Source organism: Microvirga pudoricolor (genome assembly GCF_016892705.1).
In the GTDB taxonomy this organism is placed as follows: Bacteria; Pseudomonadota; Alphaproteobacteria; order Rhizobiales; family Beijerinckiaceae; genus Microvirga; species Microvirga pudoricolor.
Window position 1 is genome coordinate 244474 of record NZ_JAFEMB010000003.1, and the last position, 23306, is coordinate 267779.

A 23306-nucleotide genomic window follows, 5' to 3' on the forward strand; every position below is an offset into this window, starting at 1 on the left:
AGGGACATGTCTCACTGCCGGTGAACGCCGTGGGCTTCGTGGACGAGCTCTGATTTTTGGTTACACTCCGGTCAAGCCGCCAGAAGCGGTTCGACTTTCAGAGGGACCCACAATGTCGATGACACTCAATCGCCGCCAATTCGCCGCGCTCGGACTTGGCCTGACGGCCGGCGCTGCCCTGGGACGCGGCGCTCACGCCCAGGCGCCGGCCTTCTTCCGCATCGGCACCGGCGGCACGGCGGGCACCTATTATCCCGTCGGCGGCCTGCTGGCGAATGCGATCTCCAATCCGCCGCAGCTCGTCCTGACGGCGCAGGCCTCCAATGGTTCGGTCGCCAACGTGAATTCCATCGTGTCCGGCGCTCTGGAATCCGGCTTCAGTCAGGCTGATGTGGCCTACTGGGCCTATACCGGCACCGGGCTGTTCGACGGCAAGGGCAAGATGGAGGATCTGCGCCTCGTCGCGAACCTCTATCCCGAGAGCATCCATCTCGTGGCGGCGAAATCCGCCAACATCAAATCGGTGGCCGACCTCAAGGGCAAGCGCGTCTCCATGGACGAGCCGGGCTCCGGCACCCTCGTGGATTCCCGCATCATCCTGAACGCCTGGGGCCTCAAGGAGAGTGACGTCAAGGCGGATTTCCTCAAGCCGAACCAGGCCGCGGAGCGGATGCGTGACGGCGGCATGGACGCGTTCTTCTTCGTCGGCGGCTATCCGACCAGCGCGATCACGGAACTGGCCGCGACCGGCGGAGGCGTCGATATCGTGCCGCTGACGGGGCCGGAGGCGGACGCGATCCTGAAACAGTACACATTCTTCGCGGCCGATGAAATTCCGGCGAACACCTACAAGAATGTCGGCGCCGCCAAGACTCTCGCGGTCGGTGCGCAGTGGATCACGTCCGCCAAGGTGCCGGACGCGGTGGTGTACGAGGTGGTCAAGGGCCTCTGGAGCGACAAGACCCGCGCCGCGCTCGATGCCGGTCACGCCAAGGGCAAGGCCATCGTCAAGGCGAACGCGCTGGCGGGCGCCGGCATCCCGGTTCACAACGGCGCCGCCAAGTTCTATCGCGAAGCCGGTCTCCTCAAGAGCTGATCCCTGTCCACCGTCGATCATGCCTCCCACGGTGCGCCGTGGGAGGCTCTTTGTTGCTGAGCGAGACCTCCATGTCCCAAGCCGATCCGTCCGTCATCGTCGAGAACCGCAGCCTCGAGGAGAAATTCGATCCCGAGATGCGCTTCCGGCCTCTCCTGCCGGGGACCGCGTGGCTCGTGGCGGGCCTGCTCTTCGCCCTGTCGATGTTCCACTACTATACGGCGGGGTTCGGCCTGTTGCGGGAGGTCACCCACCGCGGCATCCACATGGCCTTCGTGCTGGGCCTGATCTTCCTGGTCTTCGCCGCGTTCAAGGCGGACCAGGACCGCGTCATCCCGTCCTCTCTCTGGCGCCCGGGCGGCATCGCCCTGCCGGATTGGATCCTGGGAGCGGCCGCGGTCGTCTCCAGCCTTTACGTACCGTGGATCTTCAGCGAGCTCGCCTTTCGGGTCGGCAATCCCAGCGTGACGGACGTGGCCATGGGAACGGCCCTGATCGTCGTGCTGCTGGAGGCCACGCGCCGGTCGGTCGGCTGGCCGCTGCCGGTCATCGCCATCGTGATGATGCTCTATGCCTATTTCGGCCCGTCCATGCCGGGGATCCTGCAGCATCCCGGCGCATCCTGGTCCAACATCGTCAACCACCTCTACCTGACGAGCCAGGGCATCTACGGCATCGCCTTGGGCGTCGTCGCCACCTACGTGTTTCACTACGTGCTGTTCGGCGTGCTGGCCACGCGGGTGGGTCTCGGCAAGCTCTTCATCGATCTCGCCACCGCCGTTGCGGGGCGTTACGCGGGCGGGCCCGCGAAGGTCTCGATCTTCGGCTCGGCCCTGTTCGGCATGATCTCGGGCTCGTCCATCGCCAACACGGTCACGGTGGGATCGCTCACGATCCCGGCGATGATCCGCGTGGGCTACAAGCGTCACTTCGCGGCGGCGGTCGAGTCGGCCGCCTCCACGGGCGGGCAGATCACGCCGCCGATCATGGGCGCGGCCGCGTTCCTGATGGTCGAGTTTCTGAACGTATCCTACCAGACCGTCATCCTGGCCGCCATCGTGCCGGCCTGCATGCACTTCTTCGGCGTCTTCATGCAGGTGCATTTCGAGGCCAAGCGGGCCGGCCTCAAGGGGCTTCCGGCGGATGAATTGCCGAAGCCCGCCCAGGTTCTGCGCGAGGGCTGGCAGACCATCATGCCCCTGGCCGTGCTCCTGATGGTGCTGTTCTCCGGGTTCACGCCTTATCTGGCGGCCTTCTGGGGCATCACGGCCTGCGTGGTCGTCGGCGCAACCCGCGTGCCGGCGATCAATCTGGGCTTCCTGGCCGCGATCGCGATTGCCATCGCGACGGGATTCCTCACGAACCTCGCCTTCTCGGTGCCGGCGCTTCTCTTCGTCGGGGCGCTGCTGGTTTACACTTGGATCCGCACGGACGAAGGCAAGGCCAAGGTGATCGACCTCATCGACGCCTTCGTGGTGGGCGCCAAGTACGCCATCAGCGTCGGTGCCGCAGCCGCGACGGTGGGCATCATCGTCGGCATCGTCACGCTCACGGGCGTCGGCTTCAAGATCTCGTTCATCGTAACGTCCTTCGCGGCGCAACTGGCCGAGACGGTCGGAGCGTTCCTGCCCGCGTGGCTGGCCGGCGCCAAGGGCCTGACCCTGTTCTTCACCCTGCTGATGACGGCGGTCGTGTGCATCCTGCTCGGATGCGGCGTTCCGACGACCGCGAACTACATCATCATGGTGACTGTGGCGGCGCCAGCACTCGGCCTTCTCGGCGTTGCGCCCATCGTGGCCCATTTCTTCGTGTTCTATTACGGCGTGCTGGCGGACATCACGCCGCCGGTGGCGCTGGCGGCCTATGCGGGGGCCAGCATGGCGGGGGCCGATCCGTTCAAGACCGGCAACACGGCCTTCCGCCTCGGGCTCGGCAAGGTCCTGGTGCCGTTTGTGTTCGTCTACGGTCCCGCCATGCTCATCGTCACGCCGGAATTCACCTGGCCAAGCTTCCTGTTCGTGACCTTCTGCGCCATGGCCGGAATCGTCTTGCTGTCGGCCGCCTTCGCGGGCTATGCCCTGGCGCCCTTGCGGGCTTGGGAGCGGTGGCTGGCGGGCATTGCCGCCCTGCCGATCATCGCCCCTGAGCTGATTTCGACCTTGATCGGGCTTGCCCTCGCGGCGCCTGTCGTGGTCTCACAGCTCTCGCGGGCCCGCACGGCGCGAACACTGGCGCCCGCCTGACGTTGACGGCGGTCGCCACCACACGAGGACATCATGATGAACAAGACCGAGACGCTTCGAGGCTATGCCAGGCTCGCCCCCGTGATCCCGGTCGTGACCATCGAGGATGCGCGGCTCAGCATCGACCTGGCGCAGACCCTGGTCGAGGCGGGGCTTCCGGTCGTGGAGGTGACCCTTCGCACGCCCGCAGCCCTCGACGCCATTGCGGCCATCGCTAAGGCCGTGCCGGACGCGGTGGTGGCCGCCGGCACAGTCCTTCATCCCTCTCAGATCAAGGAAGTGGCGGACGCCGGCGCCAAGTTCATCGTGACGCCCGGCACGCCTCTGCGCCTCGCCGAGGCCTTGGCGGAAGCTCCGATCCCCGTCATGCCGGGCTGCTCGACGGTGTCCGAGGCCATGGGGCTATCGAGCCTCGGCTTCGAGGCTCTGAAATTCTTCCCCGCCATGGCGTCCGGCGGCGCCGCCTGGCTCAAGGGCGTGCAGGGACCGCTGCCGAAGCTCGGTTTCTGCCCGACGGGCGGTGTGGATCTCGCCAATGCGCCGAGCCTTCTGGCCCTATCGAATGTCCTGTGCGTCGGCGGCACCTGGATGGCCCCGCAGGCCGCCCTGAAGGCGGGCGATTTCAAGACCATCGGCACCTTGGCGCGTGAAGCTGCGGCTTTGCGCCCACGGCGGGATTGAACCAATCCGCCCAAGTCCCGTTAGGCCCATGCTCAGCCAAACCTTAAGCGGGAGGAAAAAATGTTCGATCCGAAAGCGATGCTCGATGCCCTGATCGGTGCCGCATCCCGTCCGGGACAGGACCCGGCAGGGCAGGGCGGCAAAGCTCCGGCTCCCACGGGCAATCCTCTCGCGGGCCAATCGTCCGACCAGCTCATCGGCAAGGTCAGGGACGTCATCGCCCAGAACCCGAAATTGAGCCAAGCGGCTTTCCTGGGCCTGGTCGGGCTCATGTTCGGCAAGCGCAAATCGGGTGGCATCTCCAGCAGCATCGCCAAGCTCGGCGGCTTGGCGGCCATCGGAGGGCTTGCCTACAAAGCCTATCAAGGTTGGCAGTCCCAGCAGGGCGCGGCCACGCCGGTCAATGCCACCCAACGCCCTTTCCCGGTCGAGCCTGACGCGCTTGGGGTTCCGGAGCAGTCGCGCTTCCATCCGGTATCGCAAACGGAGGACGACGCCCTGCTGTACCTGCGCGCCATGGTAGCGGCGGCGGCCTCTGACGGCCAAGTCGATGCGGCGGAGCGGGCCCGCATCGTCAAAGGCATGACCGAAGCCGGCCTCGATCCGGAGGCGACACGCTGGCTCGAGTCGGAACTGGCATCGCCCGCCGACGTCGAGGAACTTGCCGCCAACGTCAACACCCCGGAAAAGGCCGCTCAGGTCTACGCCGCGGCCCGTATCGCCATCGATCCCGACACCATGCAGGAGCGCGAGTTCCTCCGCCTGCTGGCCCAGTCGCTGGACCTCGACCAGGCGTTTCGGTCCCAGATCGAGGAGACCATCGGGGCGGCGCGCTAGGGCCCCGCTCGGTCCCGCCAGCGCAAATCGCATCGAACCGCTCGCCCCGGAGGCCCGGCCCCTCTGGGGCGAGCGCGTGGGCCTGGGGTGATCCAAAAAGCCATTCCCGCTCCCCCGCAAATCGCGCTATACGCATTGAAGGATTTCTAAATAAGGACAAGCGGCATGGCTGAGAGGCCTCACCGGCGTACGCCCGATCAACTGCGCTCCAGGCTGTGGTTCGACAATCCCGACAATCCGGGCATGACGGCGCTCTATCTCGAGCGCTACCTGAACTACGGCCTGACCGGCAAGGAGCTGCAGTCCAAGAAGCCAATCATCGGCATCGCCCAGACCGGCTCGGACCTCTCGCCCTGCAACCGGCATCATCTCGACCTCGCCAAGCGCGTTCGCGACGGCATCACGGCAGCGGGCGGCGTCGCCTTCGAGTTCCCCTGCCATCCCATCCAGGAAACCGGCAAGCGCCCCACGGCCTGCCTTGACCGCAACCTTTCCTACCTGTCCCTGGTCGAAGTTCTCTACGGCTATCCGCTGGACGGCGTCGTTCTGCTCACGGGTTGCGACAAGACGATGCCGGCCTGCATCATGGCGGCCGCGACGGTGAACATTCCGGCGATCTCACTGAATGTGGGCCCGATGCTCAACGGCTGGCACAACGGCGAACGGACGGGCTCCGGCACCATCGTGTGGAAGGCGCGCGAGCGTCATGCGGCGGGCGACATCGACTATCATCAGTTCATGGACATCGTGGGATCGTCGGCCCCGTCGGTCGGCCATTGCAACACCATGGGCACCGCCTCGACCATGAATGCCCTCGCGGAGGCGCTCGGCATGTCGCTGCCGGGCTCCGCGGCCATTCCGGCTCCCTATCGCGAGCGCGGGCAGGCGGCCTACGAGACAGGCCTGCGCATCGTCGACATGGTCTGGGAGGATCTGAAGCCCTCCGACATCATGACCCGCGAAGCGTTCGAGAACGTCATCGTTGCGAACGCGGCCATCGGCGGCTCTACCAACGCGCCGGTCCACATCAACGCGATCGCCAAGCATATCGGCGTGGACCTCACCTGTGACGATTGGGAGAAGTACGGGTTCGACATTCCGCTTCTGGTCAACATGCAGCCTGCCGGCTTCTACCTCGGCGAGGAATACTACCGCGCGGGCGGCCTTCCGGCCGTGATGGCGGAGCTGATCCAGGCCGGCAAGATCCACGAGAACGCGATCACCTGCAACGGCAAGACCATCGGCGATAATTGCCGCGGCAAGTTCACCTGGGACCGGGACCTGATCCTGCCCTACGACAAGCCCCTGAAGGAAAGAGCGGGCTTCCTCAACCTCAAGGGCACCCTGTTCGACTCGGCCATCATGAAGACAAGCGTGATCAGCCAGGAGTTTCAGGACCGCTACCTCAACAATCCGGACGATCCCAACGCCTTCGAGGGCCCCGTTGTGGTCTTCGACGGACCGGAGGACTACCATCACCGCATCGACGATCCGTCGATGCACATCGACGAGCACACGATCCTGATCATGCGCGGCGCCGGCCCCATCGGCTATCCGGGCGCGGCCGAGGTGGTGAACATGCAGCCACCGGGCGCGCTCATCAAGAAGGGCGTTCTCTCGCTGCCCTGCATCGGCGACGGGCGCCAGTCGGGAACGTCGGGCACACCGTCCATCCTCAACGCCTCCCCCGAAGCGGCGGCGGGCGGCGGCTTGGCGTTGCTGCAGACGGGCGATCGGGTGCGCATCGATCTCAACAAGCGCAGCGCCGACATCCTGATCCCGGCAGAAGAACTCCAGCGGCGCCGGGCCGATCTGGAGGCGCGGGGCGGCTACGCCTATCCGGCGAGCCAGACGCCGTGGCAGGAGATCCAGCGCTCCATGGTGGATCAGCTCTCGGAAGGCATGGTCCTCAAGCCCGCCGTGAAATACCAGCGCGTCGCGCAAACCTTCGGGGTCCCGCGCGACAACCACTGACGCTCAACGATGCTTCATGGAAAAAGGCAGGTCTCGCAACCTGCCTTTCTTTTATGCTCTATTTTTTCCAGGGCGTTTCCGGAACGGGCGTCACGGGCCCCTTGCCGGCGAACCAGGATGTGAGGTTGTCGACCAGGAGCTGGCCCATGCCGTTGCGGGTGTGAACCGACGCGGATGCCACATGGGGCAGGAGCACCACGTGGTCCATGTCGATCAGTTCCTGCGGCACCCGAGGCTCATCGTCGAACACGTCGAGACCGGCCGTCAGAATGGTGCCGGATTTCAGGGCCTCGATCAGAGCCCTTTCGTCCACCACGCTGCCGCGCGCCACGTTGATGAGGACACCCTGCGGCCCGAGCGCCCGGAGCACGTCCGCGTTCACGAGATGCCGCGTTCCGGCGCCGCCGGGCGTGATGGCGATGAGTACGTCCACGGCCTCCGCCATGCCGATCAGGGTCGGGTGGTACGCATACGTCACACCGTCCTGGCGGGTGCGGCCGTGATAGGCGATGTGAACGCCGAAGCCTTCGAGCCGCTGCGCGATGGCCTTCCCGATGCGCCCCAGACCGATGATGCCGATCTTGCGCTCGCGCAGCGTCGCCGAGAGCGGAAAGGGTTTCTCGAGCCAGCGGCCGGCCCGCAGATAGCGGTCCGATTGCGGGATCTGCCTCAGGGTCGCGATGAGCAGCCCGATGGCCAGATCCGCCACTTCGTCGTTCAGCACATCCGGTGTGTTGGTTACGATGACGCCGCGCTCGCCCGCCTCCCTGGCGTCAACGTTGTCGTAGCCCACGCCAAAGCCCGAGATGATCTCCAGGTTCGGCAGGAGATCGAACAAGGCGGTATCGGCCCGCCGCGGCGACGAGGTGCTCAGAGCGATGCCGCGGATGCGCGGCGCGACCTCGCGGAGCGCGGCATCGGGGTCGCTGGCTTCCCAGATCCGATGGACCGTAAAGGCTTCGTCGAGTTTATCCATGGTTGCGGGCAGCATGGGGGCCAGCATCAGCACGTCGGGGCGAGTCATGGTGGGCTCTAAGGCTCCTGTCGGTTGGGGGGATCAGATGGCGCAGCGGGCGGCGGCGCCCTTGCGCAGGGCGGAGTCGATGGCCTGGGACTGTGCCTGGAGGGCATTCCTCACGTCCAGGGGCAGATCGAGCCCGCCGCAGCCGCGCAGTGCGGCCTCGAGATCGTAGAGGGCGTTCTGGCTCACCTGCCGGGGCATGACGAATTTCAGGCGGCGATAGGCCTCGACAGCGCCGATGGCTCTCAGATCCGCGATGGTGGCGATGCCGACCTCGCGCAGCCGCCCCTCGGTCACGGGGCCGAGGCCGGGCGGCGCATGAAGAGGCGTATCGGTCATGGGGAAGTGCCGGGATCGACGTGGCGAACGCGTTCACGATAGAGCAAATACAAGCCGGACGCGATGATTATCCCGACACCCAGAAACGTCCATTGGTCGGGCCAGTCTCCAAAGAAAATGTAGCCGAAGCTCAGGGTCCAGATGATCTGGCTGTACATGAACGGCGACAGGATCGGGGCCGGCGCGCGCCGGTGGGCGAGAATCAGCAGCCAATGGCCGAGGGTTCCGAAGACCCCGGTGGCGAAGAGCAGCACCCAGGCCGTTCCCGAGACCGGTGTGGACCAGATCCAGGGCAGCAGCGGCGTCATGAGGATCACGCCCGCAAAGCCGGAATAGACCAGGGTGGTGGCGGAGGAATCATGGGCCGCCAGCATCCGGGTCAGGATGGCGTAGAGCGCGTAGCAGACGGCGCTGCCCAGCGCCAGGAACGCGGCCGGATGCAGGGTCCCGAGGCCCGGGCGGGTCACCACCAGGATCCCGATGAAACCGACCCCGATGGCCGCGAGGCGATGGGGGCCGGCCCACTCACCCAAGAGCGGCCCGGCGAGAAGCGCCACGATCAGGGGCGTGGCGAACACGATGGCCGTGTTCTCCACGAGGGGCAGATGCTGCAGGGCGAAGAAGCCGAGGGACGTGGAGACGAAGAGAATGAGGGAGCGCAGGGCCTGAACACCCGGCCGTTTGGTCTTCAGCACGCCGGGCGTCGTGGCGGGGTTCACGAAAGCCAAGGTGAGAAGGACGCTGCCGATATAGCGCGCCCAGACCGTGAACAGCGGATCGCCTGTCCGGTTGATCCATTTCGCCGTGGCGTCCAGGCAGCAAAGGCTCACGAGGCCGAGGCACATGAGGGCGATGCCCGCCAGACGTCGCTTCCGCTGCGCGCGCCCGCTGTCGAGGCTCGGATAGGTCGTGGTGTCTGCCATGGGGCGATGCTATCGGCCCCTCCCGAAGATAGCGACCGCCAAAAGCGCCGAGGGGCCCTGCGCCTGGATCGGGGCAGAGGCCGAGGGGACGACGCGGGTTCAGGCCGCCAGGATCGGCCCGGTGACGACGGGCGGCGTGACCGCGTCGTCCGTCTCGTCGAGTTCGTCGTCGGTGATGTCGAACCCGTCGAGGTCGGCGCCGGTGAGCTTGGCGAGGTTCTTGGCGGAGCGCTTCAAGAGCTTGCGCAGCCGCTTGCGGTCCTTCAAGTCGAAATCCGCCAGCAACTCGTCCTCGACCTCGTTCCAGAGATCGTCGATGGCGGCGGCTTTCTTCTTGCCTTCCTTGGTGAGCTTGACCCGAACCACCCGGGCATCACCGGCTTCCGTGTGGCGCTCGACGAGCTTCATGGCGGCCAGGCGCGAGACGGTCTTGGAGGCGGTGGGCGGGCGGACCCGCAGGATGGCCGCGAGTTCCCCCATCGTCATCTTGCCCTCGCTCGCGAGCGCCTGGAGAACCTGCTCCTGGCCTGCGAAAAGCTCGAGGCCGGCAAGCTTGTCGCCCATCCGGCTCCGATGAAGACGCGACGCCTGGACGAGGGCCCAACCGACACTTTTCATCCCTGGATGCTTCATCCGGTTCACCCGCGTCCTGCATCTTTCCGTCGATGTCTACGCCACCTTGTGGGGCGCGTCATGACGGTTCGATGACAAAACCGCGAAAAACAGGCCTCTCGGACCATATTCCTACAGATGAGATGGGTGAACCCTACCGTTCCGGCGTCAGGGCGCTTGGATGCCAGCGGCGCAGCAGGCGATGGGAAACGGCCGAGGTCAGGAGGTAGATGAGGATTCCGGTTGTGATCAACAGTACCAGGGCCGCGAAGAGCCGGGGGATGTTGAGGCGGTACTGACTCTCGATGATCCTATAGGCGAGGCCGGAGCTGGCGCCGGCCGAGCCCGCCGCCATCTCGGCCACCACGGCCCCGATGAGGGACAATCCTCCGGCGATCCGCAGCCCCGCCAGGAAGGATGGCAGGGCGGCGGGGCGGCGCAGGTGCCAGAGGGCCTTAGCCCGCGCCCGGAACCGCGCGGCGGCGGTGGACCGCCCCACGGGCTGCCCGTAGAGCGCGAACAGTTCCAGCAGGTTCCGGTCCACGGATTGTAGGCCCAGCATGGTGTTGGACAGAATCGGGAAGAACGCCACCACGAAGGCGCAGGCCAGAACTGCGACACTCTCCGGCAGATAGATCAGCAGGAGGGGCGCGACCGCGACCACGGGCGTCACCTGGAGCGCGACCGCGAGGGGATAGACCGCGTATTCCACGATCCGCGACAGGCTCAGGGCCACGGCGAGCGCGACGCCCCCCAGGACTGCCAGGCCGAGTCCGAGCAGCGCGGTTTCCAAGGTGACGAGCCAAGAGGCCAGGAGGATGTGCCGGTCCGTCACGAGGGTCGCGGCGATCAGGGTGGGGGCGGGCAGGATGTAGGGCGGCACGGCGGCCAGGCGCACATAGGCCTCCCAGGCCAGGAGACCGGCGATGCAGACGACGAGCGGCAGCGCGACGCGAAGGCGGGCGTCGCGCGCCTGGGCTCGGTCACGGCCGGGTCCCGCGCGCCTCACGACGGCCGTCCCGGCCCGGAGGCGTCGGCCAGCGCCCGGGAGGCCTTGCCGCACAGGCTTGCGTATTGGGCGCTGCTCCGGAACGCCTCGTCGCGCCGCTGGGCCGGGTCGACCGCCAGCGTGGCGGCGATGCGGCCCGGGCGCGGCGTCATGACGGCGATCCGATGCGAGAGGTAGACGCTCTCGAAGACGGAATGCGTCACGAACACCACGGTGCAGCCGAGCTCCCGGTGCAGCCGCAGGAGGTCGTCGTTGAGGCGAAAGCGGGTGATCTCGTCGAGGGCCGCGAAAGGCTCGTCCATGAGAAGCAGCTTCGGGCGAAGGCTCAGCGCCCGCGCGATCGAGACCCGCATGCTCATGCCGCCGGACAATTCGCCCGGATACGCGTGCGCGAACTCCCGCAGCCCGACCCGCTCCAGACTCTCCTCGATCCGGGGCCACGCCTCGCGCCGGGATTGGCCCCGCAGGCGCAGGGGCAGGCCGACATTCCCGGCCACATCGGCCCAGGGCATCAGCGTCGGTTCTTGGAACACGAAGCCGATCTCGCCCCGGTGGTCGCCGTCGGGCGCGTCGCTCCAGGCGACGGTTCCGGCCGTCGGCGGCGTCAGCCCCGCGATGATTCTCAGGGCCGTGGACTTGCCGCATCCGGACGGGCCGAGGAGCGACAGAAATTCGCCTCGCGCGATATCGAGATCGATCCCGTCGAGGGCCTTCAGCCCATTGGCGAACGTCTTGGCGACACCGCTGAGCGAAACGAGAGGCGGCACGATGGCCTGATCCTGATCCGGCACGGCCTATTTCTTGAGGTCCCGGCCGACGCCCTTGTTCACGAACCGGAGCGTGTAGGCGCGCAGGTAGTCGAGATCGGGCTTGAAGAGGCCGGCCTTCACCATCTTGTCGAAGAAATCCTTCACCCGGGCGTCGGTCATGGCGCCGATGCCGAGCCGCTCCGCATCGCCGGAATCGACGATGCCGTATTCCTTCATCTTGGCAGCCGAATAGGCGAGCAGTTCGTCGGTCATCTCCGGGTTGTCGCGCCGGATGAGCGCCTTCGCTCCCGTACTGTCGCCGTAAAGGTAGTTGTACCAGCCGACCGTGGAGGCATCGACGAAGCGCTGCACCAGGTCGGGCTTGGCGTCGATCACCTCGCGGCGGGTCTCCACGGTCGTCGAATAGGTGCTGAAGCCGTGATCCGCCAGCAGGAAGACGTTGGGTTTGAACCCCGCTGCCTTCTCGATCACCAGAGGCTCGGACGTCACATAGCCCTGCTGAACGGCGCGTTTGTCGGCGATGAAGGGCGCCGGGCTGAAGCCGTAGGGCTTCACCTGCTCGTCGCGAAAGCCGAACTCCACCTTCATCCATTGGAAATAGGTGGCGAAACCGTCTTTCGAGATCAGGAGATCGTTGGATTTCCGGAGATCCAGGAACGTGTCGAGGCCCTGGCCGGGGTGGCTCATGAGGATCTGCGGATCCTTCTGGAAATGCGCCGCGACCACCACCGTCGGAATGTCCTTCTCCACCGCCGAGAAGGCCTGGATGAGGCTGCCGCCCATGTAGAAGTCGAGCTTGCCCGCCGCCATGAGCATGCGGTTGTTGGCGCGCGGGCCGCCCGGCACGATCCTGACCTTGAGGCCGTATCGTTCATACGTGCCGTCGGCGAGGGCTTGGTAATACCCGCCATGCTCGCCTTGAGCGAGCCAGTTGGTGCCGAAGGCCACCTCCGTGAGAGGCTGCGCCTGCACGGGCGCGGCCCAGGCCACGATGGCGACTGCCGCGGCAACAAGGCTCGTGCGAGATGTCATGCCCGATCCTCCAAGGCGACGGGATGCTGAACCCCGGTTCTGCTTGCTCCCGCGAGGCTTGGCAAGCTTGTCCGTGCGGCGGACGATCAGCCCGCCGTCCAGGGATAGGTCCAAGTTTCCGTGAGCGTCCGGTTGCCGGCCTTCAGGAAGGCCCGCAGGTCCGTGGACTGCCCCGGCTCCAGCTTCACGTCGATGGCGGCCCGGAACCCCTTGGTGTGAGGGTTGGGCACGATGAAGGTATGGGTGATCTGGCCCTGCGAGATTGACGGCACCACCTCCACCTGGCTCGGATCGCGCAGGTAAAACTCCAGGTCGCCGCCCGCGAAATCGATCATGAAGCGTCGCCGGGTCGGATCGCTGGGCGCGCTTGAGCCGCTGTTGCGGGCCGGCGTGTGGAAGGTGTTCACGGCCTTGGCGCCGGGATGCATCTCGTCCGTGGAGCCGATGGACCGCAGCCGGTAGCTGATCGTGGTCTCCTGGCCGGCCTCGTAGGGGCGGTTGGGCTCCCAATAAGCCACGATGTTGTCGTGTGTCTCGTCGGGCGTGGGAAGCTCCACGAGCTCCACGCGGCCCTCGCCCCACTGACCGACCGGCTCCACCCAATAGCCGGGACGCTGGTGATAGAAGGCCTCCAGGTCCTGGTAGTTCTCGAACGTCCGGTCCCGCTGCATGAGCCCGAAGCCCCGGGGGTTGTTGTCCGAGAAGGACGAGACGGTCTTCTTATCCGGGTTGGAGATCGGCCGCCAGATCCACTCGCCCGCGCCGGAATGCATCAGCAGGCCGTCCGAATCGTGCAGTTCGGGCCGGAACTCGTCCACCCGCTTGTGGTCGTTCTCGCCCTCGAAATACATGGATGTGAGGGGGGCAAGGCCCACATTCTCCATCCGGCGGCGCGGGAAGAGCGTGGCCGTCACGTCGATGGTGGTCCGTTGGGACGGATAGATCACGAAGCGGTAGGCGCCCGTGACCGAGGGGCTGTCGAGAAGCGCGTAGATCGTCGCCTGATCGCTGTTGGGCTTGGGCATGTCGATCCAGAATTCCCGGAAGGCCGGGAACTCCTCGCCGTCGCCGCCCTCCACGTTGATCGCCAGGCCCCGCGCCGAAAGGCCGTATTTCTGGTCCCGGCCGAGGAAGCGGAAGTAGCTCGCACCCAGGAAGGCGATCAGCTCGTCGAAGACCTTCGGGCTGTTGAGCGGGTAATGGAGGCGGAACCCCGCGAAGCCCAGGTTCACCGGCAGGGGACGCTCGATTGCGTTGCGACCGTAATCGAACAGCTCGCGCTGGTAGGGGACGGGCGTCGGCACCCCGTCGCGAATCACATTCACGGTCACGGGGCGCTGGTAGAGGAAGCCCAGGTGGAAGAGCTGCATCCGGAACGGAGAGCCCGAGGACGACAGCAGCGCCCGCTCCGGCCGGAAGCGGATGTCCCTGTAGTCGTCGAAGCTGAGCCCGTTGAGGGGCGGGGGCAGCTGGGCCGCGGCGGCCTCGTAGGCGACCGCCTGGAGCTCGCGGGCGCGCCGCACCACGTCCTCGAACCGGAACGGCGCAGGGTCGACCGGTCCCGTGGGCGCCGGCTGGGCCGCCGGGGGCTGCTGGGCCAGGGCCGGCACGGCGGCCGTCGCGAGAAGGCTTTGGAGAAGGAGGCGGCGGGACAGGGGCATCATCGAAGCGTGATTTCTCGGGTCGCGGGAGCCGGGATCGGGTGGCGGCATCGGGCAAGGACGCCAAGCAGAGAGATGGGCTCGCCTCCACCTTTCGTCTAGCTTTGCCCGTTAACAGAAGCTGAACGGTTTTGCCCAGAGGGCGCGTCCGGGTCCGTTGGGGAAACCCGGCCTCCGGTCCGTGAAAAAATATCAAAAAAACTCTTGTACAGGGGCCCTATTAAGCTTATCTCAGCCCTGCCCAATTTCGCACGTGCCTGTGGTCGTGTGTCGGTTGGTGGGCATCCGGACAAGAGGCCGGACAGCCGCCCGAGAACGCCCTAGTTCTCGATACCCCTAACCGGCAGCCGGAGGCGAAAACCGGCGTACCTCGTTCTCAACGGGGGACGCGACTTAAAGCAACGACGAACGGGCTTTTTTGGTCTCGCTGGCCCTCCAAAGGTCAGCACCGAAGAGGCTTGTTTATCATTGCCAGGCGTGCGGACGGGAATCCCCCATCCAATCCAAGGCAGCATCGTCGGGTGAAGAGCCCACGCATCCCTTCGTGTCTCCATCGCACGAGGATGCAAGGTCGTCTTCTCCCGCTGACGCCGGACGCGAACAATGCCCTCGAAAGGCATCGACGACGTCTGAACTTCAATCCGAGGCTCAACGGAACAGCCTCATTGAACCTTTGGTGGGGAGAGCGCCATGACTGAGCGCATTCGTGAATTCCTGCGCAACCGACGTGAGGATGGCCCCTGCGTGGTCGTCGATCTCGACGTGGTGCGCGACAACTACGCCAAGTTCGCCCGCGCTCTGCCCGACACCCGCGTGTTCTATGCCGTCAAGGCGAACCCGGACCCGAAGGTGCTGAAGCTTCTGGCCGATCTGGGCTCGTGCTTCGACACGGCGGGCACCGTCGAGATCCAGCTTGCCCTGGACGCCGGCGCGACCCCGGACCGCATCTCCTTCGGCAACACGATCAAGAAGGAGCGCGACATCGCGCGGGCTCTTGAGCTCGGCGTGCGTCTCTTCGCGGTCGATTGCGAGGCCGAGGTGGAGAAGATCGCCCGCGCGGCGGCCCTGGTGGGCGTGGAGGCCTCCGACGTCAAGGTGTTCTGCCGCATCCTGTGCGACGGCGCCGGCGCCGAATGGCCGCTCTCGCGCAAGTTCGGCTGCGTGCCCGAGATGGCCGTGGACGTGCTCGAGCATGCGGTTCGCCAGGGCCTCGAGGCCTATGGCGTGTCCTTCCACGTGGGCTCGCAGCAGGGCAACACCGAGGCTTGGGACGGCGCCCTGGGGTCGGCATCCATGATCTTCCGCGAGTGCGCGGAGCGCGGCATCCACCTGTCGATGGTCAATCTCGGCGGCGGGTTCCCGACGAAGTACCTGAAGACGGTCCCGATGGTCGAAGCCTATGGCGAGTCGATCTTCCGGGCGCTGTCGAAGCACTTCGGCAACCGCATCCCGGAGACGATCATCGAGCCGGGGCGCGGCATGGTGGGCAACGCCGGCATCATCGAGGCCGAGGTCGTTCTCGTCTCGAAGAAGAGCCAGGACGAGGACGAGATCCGCTGGGTCTATCTCGACATCGGCAAGTTCGGCGGTCTCGCCGAGACGATGGACGAGTCGATCCGTTATGCGATCCGCACCGAGCACGACGAGGACCGCAAGGTACCCTGCGTGCTCGCCGGCCCGACCTGCGACTCGGCCGACGTGCTCTACGAGAAGAACCCCTATCCGCTCCCGGTGTCCCTGGAAATCGGCGACAAGGTTCTGATCGAAGGCACCGGCGCCTACACGACCACCTACTCGGCGGTCGCCTTCAACGGGTTTCCCCCGCTGAAGTCCTACGTGATCTGAGGGCGCCGTCGAAAGACGACGCGACTCAGCAGACGTCACGTCCCGCCTGCCTCAGGGTTGAGGCAGGCCCCAACTCACCCATAGTTGTCCCGGACGGCCTGCTCCGTTGAGCAGGTGCGAGGGCTGTCGCTCACCCCATTTGTGCTGGGAGGCCACGGCCATGATCACGATTCGCGAGGAAACCTTCCGTGACGTCGACGCGCGCGAGACGCTGCTCGACACCTGCTTCGGACCCGCCCGCTTCCAAAAGACCTGCGAGCGCCTGCGCGAAGGCCGTCTGCCTGCGGACGGCCTGGCGCTGGTCATCGAGATGGACGGCCGCATCGTCGGCACCGTGCGTCTCTGGCACGTGTCGGCGGGCCCGGGCCGCCCTGCGCTCATGCTCGGCCCCATCGCGGTCGATCCGGCGCTTCAGGGCCTCGGCCTTGGCGGGAAGCTCATGCGCGAGGCGCTGGCCCGCGCGGCTGAACTCGGCCACGGATCGGTGCTGCTCGTGGGCGACGCGCCCTATTACGACCGCTTCGGCTTCTCGACGCAGATGACCGAGGGCTTGTGGATGCCGGGTCCCTTCGAGCGCGAGCGCTTTCTCGCGCTGGAGCTGAGGGCCGGCGCGCTGTCCGGTGCGCGCGGCCTGGTGTCGGCCACGGGTGCGTTCGAGGAGAAGCCCGATCTCGCGGCTCTCGTGGCGGCGGCAGCCCAAGGCCATTGGGCGGCGTTACGTCCCGCCGCCTGAAACTGACCATGGATCCGAGGGCGTGCGATCATGCCCTCGGATTCGGCAGCAGGAAGGTCATGGCGGTGGCGAACGCCAGATAGGCCGCGAAGCACAGGCAGATCGTCGGCAGCGGCACGGCGGCGTCGAACAGCAGGCCCACGAGCCCCGGCGTCGTCGCCGAGGCCACCACCATGACGGAGCCGGCGAGCGCCCGGATCTTGCCGAGGTGCCGCGTGCCGAACAGCTCCGCCAGAACGGAGGCCGCCACCACGTTGGTGCCGCCCGCCGTCAGGCCGACGAGCGCGAAGAACGGGAAGACCGACAACGCTCCCTCCGTGAGGGCCAGCACGACGGACGCGCTCATGAGGCCGATCAGGTAGAAATGGCTGAGCCGCACGGCGCCGAACCGGTCCACGAGGCTTCCGGCCGTCATCACCACCACCACCGACACCAGCGCGAAGGTCGTGATCCCGCTGGCGAGCAGCTCGGGGCTCCACCCCTTCATGTCGGCGATCAGCCGCTGATGGAAGAAAAAAGCCGTCACGATGGCCGGATAGCCCATGAAGGCGGGCATCAGGGCGAGGAACCGCCAATCCCGCAGGAGATCGACCCAGCGTGGCCCCGGCTCATGGGGGGAGGGGGCCTCCATGTCGGCCGCCTGCGACCGGTCGGGTCCCAAAGCGAAGCTCAGGGCCCAGCCCAGGGCAAGGGCGACCAGGATCGCCAGCGCGACCACGCGCCAGGCCGCCACCCAGCCCAGAGCCGCGACCGTCACCAGGGCAATGCCGGGCAGGATCGCCTCGCCCGCCGGAAACCCGAGCGCCGCCACGGCCACGGAGCGCCCGCGCAAACCCGCGGGCAGGCGCGCCGTCGAGGTGATGCCCGCGTGGCTCGTCATCCCCTGTCCGAACAACCGAAGCCCGAAGAGGCACAAGCCCAGCACGATGGGGTTCGGGGCCAGCGAGAGGCCGGCCGCCGCGAGCGACAGGCCGACGAGCGCGATTGTGACGTAAAGGCCGACCCGCACCCGGTCGATCACGCCCCCGATCCAGATCATCAAAAGGCCCGACGTGAGGGTCGCGGCCGAATAGATCAGCCCGAAACCCCCATGGGTGATCCCGAACGTGGCGCGGATGTCCGGGGCCGAGAGCGAGATGAAGAAGGTCTGGCCGAAGGACGACAGGAGCGTGAGGCCGAATCCCAGGCCGATGACCCGTCCGTGGCGGGCGAGAAGGTCATGGAGCTTCATGGGCGGGATCCGGTTTCGTGAACATGACGAGAGCCTGCGTCCTGATGGGGGTGAGCCGTCAGGCCCTGGGGTTGGGGAGAGCGAAAGTGAGGAGGGTCGCCAGGATCGTATAGGCCGCGAACCAGGCCGACAGGGTCCCGATCGTGACGCCCCGGTCGAAGAGCAGGCCCACGACCCCCGGCGTCACGGCCGAGGCTGTGACGCAGATCGAGCCGGACAGGGCCCGTACGGTGCCCAGATGGCGCGTGCCGAACAGCTCCGCCAGGACGGCGGGCAGAACCACGTTGTTGGCGCCGCCGGTCAGCCCTAGCAGGGCGAAGAACAGGGGCGCGGCGGCGGGATCGTCGAACAGGGCGAGCGTCAGGGACGCCAAGACGAGCCCCGCCAGATAGAGGTGGCTGAGGCGGATGGCGCCGAACCGGTCCACGAGGGTGCCCGTGGCCATGGTCGTGACCACCGACACGACGGCGTAGGTCGAGATGCCGCTGGCGAGAGCCTCCAGGGGCCAGCCCTTGGTTTCGGCGATGTAGCGCTGATGAATCAGGTAGGCCGTGAAGATCCCGGTGGGGGCGATCATGGGCGGAATGAAGAGCAGGAAGCCCCGGCTGCGCAGGATGTCCAAGCGGCTCGGCCCCGCCACCGGCGGCCTGGGCTCCGTGTTGCGGGCAGGCGGATCGAGGTCGCGGTCGAGGGTCCGATCCCGCGCGCCGAGCCAGCGCCCGACGGCCCAGCCGGCCACGAGGCTCGACAGGATCACCAAGGCCGCCATCCGCCAGGCGCTGGGCCAGCCCAGGGTGGAGATCGTCAGCAGGGCGAGGCCCGGCAGGACGGATTCGCCGCTGGGAAACCCGATGGTCGCGATCCCCACCGCGCGGCCGCGGATCGCCTCCGGAAGGCGCGCCGTGGAGGTGATGGCCGCATGGCTCAGCATGCCCTGACCGAAGAGGCGCAGGCAAAACAGGCTCACGCCCATCAGGGCCAGGGACGACGCGAAGGACAGGCTCAGGGCCGCGAGGCCGAGGCCGAACAGGGCGAGCGACGCGTAGAGGCCGGCATTCACCCGATCGATGAGGCCGCCGAGCCAGATCATGATCAGGCCCGAGCTCAGGGTCGCGGCCGAGTAGATCAACCCGAAGGTCCCATTGCTGAGGCCGAAGGCGCCTCGCAGGTCGGACACGAACACGGCGATGAAGGGAGTCTGCCCGAAGGACGACAGGAGCGCCAGGGCATAGCCCAGGCCGACCGTTCGCCCGTGGCTGGCCAGCAGGTCGCGAAATGTCATGGAAACATGGTGAGGCGGCTCAAAATATCGGCCGATCATGCGGAATCGCAACTTAATGTCGAGTGCATAAACGGAATGGCCGATCCGCTTTTGGGCGCGTGCGAGGCCCGGTCACGGGTCTGTCATGGGGAAAGACCATGACTTTCCCTGCGGGCATTGACCCCGGCGCTCCCGCAACCCTACATGCCGCCCGAACACATCGTCCGACGCGACCCCTCGTTCGGCTCTCAAGGAGATCCATCCGATGACCACTTGGCCCGTTCACGGCCGCATCAGCGGCCCCATCGTCATGATCGGCTTCGGCTCGATCGGCCAGGGCACCCTGCCGCTCATCGAACGCCATTTCGAGTACGACAAGAGCCGCTTCGTGGTGATCGACCCGCAGGAGAAGCACAAGGAACTGCTGGACGAGCGCGGCATCCGCTTCATTCAGCAGGCCGTCACGAAGGACAACTATCGCGACCTGCTTTCGCCCCTTCTCACCGAAGGCGGCGGCCAGGGCTTCTGCGTGAACCTCTCGGTGGACACGTCCTCGGTCGAGATCATGGAGCTGTGCCGGTCGCTGGGCTGCTTCTACATCGACACCGTCAACGAGCCTTGGGTCGGCTTCTACTTCGACAAGAGCAAGGGTGCGGCCGCCCGCACGAATTACGCGCTGCGCGAAATCACCCTGGAGGCACGACGGCGCAATCCGGGGGGCACCACCGCGGTGTCGTGCTGCGGCGCCAATCCAGGCATGGTGTCCTGGTTCGTCAAGCAGGCCTTGGTGAACATCGCCGGCGATCTGGGTGTCGGCGGGCCCGAGCCCAAGAGCCGCGAGGACTGGGCGCGCTTGGCCCGGAAGGTGGGCGTGAAGGGCGTGCACATCGCCGAGCGCGACACCCAGCGCGCCAAATCCGCCAAGCCGATGGGCACCTTCGTGAATACCTGGTCGGTGGACGGCTTCGTGTCGGAGGGCCAGCAGCCCGCCGAGCTCGGCTGGGGCACGCACGAGACCTGGATGCCCGAGAACGCCGAGACTCTCGGTCCCGACGCGCAGGCGATCTTCCTGCGGCAGCCCGGAGCGGCCACCCGCGTGCGCAGCTGGTGCCCGACGCCGGGACCCCAGCACGGCTTTCTCGTCACGCACAACGAGTCGATCTCGATCGCGGATTATTACACCGTTCGCGAGAACGGGAACGCGGTCTACCGGCCCACGTGCCACTACGCCTACCACCCCAGCAACGACGCGGTATTGTCGCTGCATGAGATGTTCGGCAATGCCGGCAACGTGCAGGAGACGCAGCATATCCTCGACGAGAACGAGATCGTGGACGGCATCGACGAACTCGGCGTCCTGCTCTATGGCCACGCGAAGAACGCCTATTGGTACGGTTCGCAGCTCTCCATCGAAGAGACGCGCCGCATCGCGCCGTATCAAAATGCCACCGGCCTCCAGGTGACCTCCGCCGTGCTCGCCGGCATGGTCTGGGCGCTGGAGAACCCGGAGGCGGGCATCGTCGAGGCGGACGAGATGGATTTCCGCCGCTGCCTCGAGGTTCAGATGCCCTATCTCGGTCCCGTGAACGGCTTCTACACGGACTGGACCCCGCTGGCCGACCGCCCGGGCTTCTTCCCGGAGGACATCGACACGTCCGACCCATGGCAGTTCCGGAACGTGCTGGTGCGGTGAATAATCGAATGCCGCCCTGCTCCCTTCCCCCCTTGTGGGGAAGGGATGGGGGTGGGGGTGTTGGCTCCGAACCTGTGAAGGTCTGCGCTCGCGCCCCCACCCTGGCCCTCCCCACAAGGGGGAGGGGATTGTGGCGAGCCTTTTATGAAGGACGATCCCATGCCCCATTTCGAGGAATTCTACGCCGATAAGCTGCGCGGCTCGCTCGGCGTCGTGGACGCCGAATCGGTTCTCGACCTGCGGGACGCGGGCCGCGAGCGGGCGGCGGCCTCGATCCAGGACATGCTGGAGCGCAGCCGCTTCGCGAGGGGCAAGACCGTGGCGATCCGCTTGTCGCCTCCGCCCGAAGGTGGGGGCGAGACCCTGTTCCAGCCCATCGGCAAGGCGCTGCTGGAGGCCAAGAAGCGCGGCTGGATCGAGCGGTTGCAAACTCTCCCGGCCCAGGATGGGCTCGGCTTCTACGTGGTGCTGGCCGGAAAGCCCGAGCGGGCCGAGTAGGTCAGGCCCTTGCGGCCTGCGCTCGGCGCGACCGTCGCAGGCTGCGGATGAAGCCCGCGAGCAGGAGAAACCCGCCCCAGAACAGGATGAAGCCCGCAGCGGCCGAGAGCAGTCCCTCCTGGGTGACCGGCACGGCGGGCTCGAAATCCCGGTAGGCCGCCTCCATCACGTCCCTGTCGCCGTCGCGCACCATCACGCCGATGCGGCCGAAGGGGCCCGCATCCGTCATGGCTTGCCGTTGCGATTCCAGCCGCGCCACCCGCTCCACGTTGCCCTGCATGGCAGCGCCCTGGCGTTCCACGAAGGTGTCGGAATTGCCCCGCAGACGGGCAATGGCACTGTCGCGGGTTTCGCCGCTGGCGCCCGCATCCGCGTCGAAGCGGGAGATGATCCGGTGCAACTCGTCGATGGTGCCGCCCAGGCGCTGGCGGTATTGCTGGGAATATTCAGGCCCCTGCGAGGCCACGACGCCCCCGGCCAGCCCCAGCCCGAAGGCGATGATTCTCACGATCCGCGGCACGCTCGACGCCTCCTCTCAAGCTTTAAAGGCCTCTCGCACATCTTGTTCCGAAACCTCGTCCAAGGGCTTCTGGACCTTCACGGCGCGGGTCTTGCGGCCGGGCTCCATGACTAGGATCACGGTCTCGATGCCCGGACAGCCGGGATCCGTGCAGGCGATCTCGTTGACGGCATAGGAGGCTTCGGGGAGCGCCGCCCGGCACCAGGCCTTGACCTGAGCGAGCGCCTCCCCGTCGGGCTTCGGGCGCCCGAACGCGGATTTCAGGAAGGCACCGAGGCGGGCCATGACTCAGGTCGGCAGGGTCAGGACGCCGGCTTGTCCGTCCTCGCACCCGAAGGCGAGGCGCTGGCCGCGACCGTCCCAGGCCAGCGCCGTGACGCCGCTGTCGGGGGTCGCCGGTCGGACGAGGATCTCCGAGGCATCCACCAGCCGGATCAGCAGGATGCAGCCGTCCTCGTAGGCGACGGCCAGCACGTAGGTATTGGGATGGAACGCCACGCGGCTCACCTTGGCGGGCCGCACGCCGCATTCGCGCGGCGCCTTGCCCATGGGGCCTTCCTTGGATTCGAACGGCCACACGATGGCGGCCTCGGCGCCCGACGTGGCAAGCCACTTGCCGTCATGGGACCAGGACATCGAGCGGGTCTTCGACGGATAGCCGCTCATACGCATGTGGCCCTTGTCGGGCTGGAGCCGCCAGCCGTGGAGCGCGTTCTCCTGCATCGACGTAATGACGAAACGGGCGTCCGGCGACCAGACGATGTCGAGATGCGAGCCCTTCCATTCGAGGTTTTCCGGCTTGCCCTCCACGTTGGGGAACCACAGGGTCGCGCCGTTGTAATGCGAGATCGCCAGCCGGTAGCCCTTGGGCGCGAAGGCGAGGCCCCGCGCCGTGGAGGTGACCTCGAGGGTCTTCTCGGAGCCGCGATGATCCCGGGAGAACACCCGCTTGCCCGCCGCGTACGCGAAGGCGCCGCCTGGGCTCAGCGCCAGCGAATCGATCCATGCGCCCTTGGTCTCGGCCAGCGTCTTGGTGGAACCGTCCTGTCCCGTCACGGCCACGCGCCCGTCATCGCCGCCGGTGACCAGGCGCTCGCCGTCGCCCGCCGCCACCAGGAGACCGGCATCCGGATGCGCCTCGACCCGGTGGCTGTCCCCGTCGCGCGCCAGGATCACCGTGCCGTCGCTGGTAGAGAACGCAGCCGTGTGTTTCAGCCAGTTCGCCGCGATTACGTGCCCGCCCGCCGCGACGGGGGCGATGTTCTCGGTGAGCGATGGAGCGGTTCCGGTACTCATGAAGGCGATCCCTGTTGATGGAGGGGCCATA

22 protein-coding genes are annotated in these 23306 nt (G+C 66.8%); 9 read left to right on the forward strand and 13 right to left on the reverse strand.

The window, feature by feature from the left end; translation table 11 throughout:
* Window positions 1-112: 112 nt before the first annotated feature.
* From ILT42_RS12785 to ILT42_RS12805, 5 genes are all read left to right on the forward strand, one after another.
* A complete protein-coding gene (locus tag ILT42_RS12785; protein ID WP_204215996.1) occupies window positions 113-1096 on the forward strand; it encodes a TAXI family TRAP transporter solute-binding subunit in 984 nt (327 codons plus the stop codon).
* 71 nt (window positions 1097-1167) lie between these two features.
* A complete protein-coding gene (locus tag ILT42_RS12790) occupies window positions 1168-3339 on the forward strand; it encodes a TRAP transporter permease (protein WP_204215997.1) in 2172 nt (723 codons plus the stop codon).
* A gap of 33 nt (window positions 3340-3372) precedes the next feature.
* Window positions 3373-4020, forward strand: a complete 648-nt coding sequence (gene eda, locus ILT42_RS12795; protein WP_204215998.1) for a bifunctional 4-hydroxy-2-oxoglutarate aldolase/2-dehydro-3-deoxy-phosphogluconate aldolase — start codon at window positions 3373-3375, stop codon at window positions 4018-4020.
* Window positions 4021-4080: 60 nt separating this feature from the next.
* A complete protein-coding gene (locus ILT42_RS12800) occupies window positions 4081-4857 on the forward strand; it encodes a tellurite resistance TerB family protein (RefSeq protein ID WP_204215999.1) in 777 nt (258 codons plus the stop codon).
* Window positions 4858-5022: 165 nt separating this feature from the next.
* Window positions 5023-6831: an IlvD/Edd family dehydratase gene (locus tag ILT42_RS12805; protein ID WP_204216000.1), complete on the forward strand. Its 1809-nt coding sequence runs from the start codon at window positions 5023-5025 to the stop codon at window positions 6829-6831.
* Between the two features lie 58 nt (window positions 6832-6889).
* Here the strand turns inward: ILT42_RS12805 and ILT42_RS12810 are convergent, their stop codons facing one another.
* The 8 genes from ILT42_RS12810 to ILT42_RS12845 form a co-directional block, all read right to left on the reverse strand.
* Entirely contained in the window at window positions 6890-7855 is a 966-nt protein-coding gene (locus ILT42_RS12810) for a 2-hydroxyacid dehydrogenase (protein ID WP_204216001.1), read from the reverse strand.
* A gap of 33 nt (window positions 7856-7888) precedes the next feature.
* Window positions 7889-8191 carry a TfoX/Sxy family DNA transformation protein gene (locus tag ILT42_RS12815; RefSeq protein ID WP_204216002.1) on the reverse strand — a complete coding sequence of 101 codons (303 nt, stop codon included), beginning with the start codon at window positions 8189-8191 and terminating at the stop codon, window positions 7889-7891.
* Window positions 8188-9114 (reverse strand): DMT family transporter, encoded by a 927-nt coding sequence (locus tag ILT42_RS12820; protein WP_204216003.1) that lies wholly within the window; start codon window positions 9112-9114, stop codon window positions 8188-8190. Before ILT42_RS12820 ends, ILT42_RS12815 begins: the two co-directional genes overlap by 4 nt.
* Window positions 9115-9213: 99 nt before the next feature.
* The gene (locus ILT42_RS12825; protein ID WP_229428618.1) at window positions 9214-9747 is read right to left on the reverse strand and encodes a MarR family winged helix-turn-helix transcriptional regulator; all 534 of its coding nucleotides are present in this window, start codon (window positions 9745-9747) and stop codon (window positions 9214-9216) included.
* Window positions 9748-9880: 133 nt separating this feature from the next.
* Window positions 9881-10735 carry an ABC transporter permease gene (locus tag ILT42_RS12830; protein WP_204216005.1) on the reverse strand — a complete coding sequence of 285 codons (855 nt, stop codon included), beginning with the start codon at window positions 10733-10735 and terminating at the stop codon, window positions 9881-9883.
* Window positions 10732-11526 carry an ABC transporter ATP-binding protein gene (locus ILT42_RS12835; protein WP_204216006.1) on the reverse strand — a complete coding sequence of 265 codons (795 nt, stop codon included), beginning with the start codon at window positions 11524-11526 and terminating at the stop codon, window positions 10732-10734. Before ILT42_RS12835 ends, ILT42_RS12830 begins: the two co-directional genes overlap by 4 nt.
* Before the next feature lie 3 nt (window positions 11527-11529).
* Entirely contained in the window at window positions 11530-12537 is a 1008-nt protein-coding gene (locus tag ILT42_RS12840) for an ABC transporter substrate-binding protein (protein ID WP_204216007.1), read from the reverse strand.
* An 86-nt stretch (window positions 12538-12623) separates the two neighbouring features.
* Window positions 12624-14201, reverse strand: a complete 1578-nt coding sequence (locus tag ILT42_RS12845) for a glucan biosynthesis protein (RefSeq protein ID WP_204216008.1) — start codon at window positions 14199-14201, stop codon at window positions 12624-12626.
* Window positions 14202-14888: 687 nt separating this feature from the next.
* Here ILT42_RS12845 and ILT42_RS12850 point away from each other — a divergent pair.
* Together ILT42_RS12850 and ILT42_RS12855 are read left to right on the forward strand one after the other, a co-directional pair.
* Window positions 14889-16043, forward strand: a complete 1155-nt coding sequence (locus ILT42_RS12850; protein WP_204216009.1) for a type III PLP-dependent enzyme — start codon at window positions 14889-14891, stop codon at window positions 16041-16043.
* A gap of 160 nt (window positions 16044-16203) precedes the next feature.
* Window positions 16204-16776: a GNAT family N-acetyltransferase gene (locus ILT42_RS12855; RefSeq protein ID WP_204216010.1), complete on the forward strand. Its 573-nt coding sequence runs from the start codon at window positions 16204-16206 to the stop codon at window positions 16774-16776.
* A 28-nt stretch (window positions 16777-16804) separates the two neighbouring features.
* Here ILT42_RS12855 and ILT42_RS12860 read toward each other — a convergent pair whose 3' ends face one another.
* Both ILT42_RS12860 and ILT42_RS12865 read right to left on the reverse strand, forming a co-directional pair.
* Window positions 16805-18007 (reverse strand): MFS transporter, encoded by a 1203-nt coding sequence (locus tag ILT42_RS12860; RefSeq protein ID WP_204216011.1) that lies wholly within the window; start codon window positions 18005-18007, stop codon window positions 16805-16807.
* A gap of 58 nt (window positions 18008-18065) precedes the next feature.
* On the reverse strand, window positions 18066-19289 hold the full coding sequence (locus tag ILT42_RS12865; RefSeq protein WP_204216012.1) for an MFS transporter: 1224 nt from the start codon (window positions 19287-19289) through the stop codon (window positions 18066-18068).
* A 244-nt stretch (window positions 19290-19533) separates the two neighbouring features.
* Here ILT42_RS12865 and ILT42_RS12870 point away from each other — a divergent pair, with 244 nt between their 5' ends.
* Together ILT42_RS12870 and ILT42_RS12875 are read left to right on the forward strand one after the other, a co-directional pair.
* Window positions 19534-20961: a homospermidine synthase gene (locus ILT42_RS12870; RefSeq protein ID WP_204216013.1), complete on the forward strand. Its 1428-nt coding sequence runs from the start codon at window positions 19534-19536 to the stop codon at window positions 20959-20961.
* A 159-nt stretch (window positions 20962-21120) separates the two neighbouring features.
* Complete coding sequence (locus tag ILT42_RS12875; RefSeq protein ID WP_204216014.1) at window positions 21121-21459, forward strand: hypothetical protein; 339 nt, start codon at window positions 21121-21123, stop codon at window positions 21457-21459.
* A gap of 1 nt (window position 21460) precedes the next feature.
* Here the strand turns inward: ILT42_RS12875 and ILT42_RS12880 are convergent, their stop codons facing one another.
* The 3 genes from ILT42_RS12880 to ILT42_RS12890 are packed head-to-tail and all read right to left on the reverse strand — an operon-like array spanning window position 21461 to window position 23275.
* Entirely contained in the window at window positions 21461-21979 is a 519-nt protein-coding gene (locus tag ILT42_RS12880) for a DUF2937 family protein (protein WP_204216015.1), read from the reverse strand.
* 15 nt (window positions 21980-21994) lie between these two features.
* On the reverse strand, window positions 21995-22264 hold the full coding sequence (locus ILT42_RS12885; protein ID WP_204216016.1) for a hypothetical protein: 270 nt from the start codon (window positions 22262-22264) through the stop codon (window positions 21995-21997).
* A 3-nt stretch (window positions 22265-22267) separates the two neighbouring features.
* Window positions 22268-23275, reverse strand: coding sequence for a WD40 repeat domain-containing protein (locus ILT42_RS12890; protein ID WP_204216017.1), 1008 nt, complete (start codon window positions 23273-23275; stop codon window positions 22268-22270).
* Window positions 23276-23306: the final 31 nt, after the last annotated feature.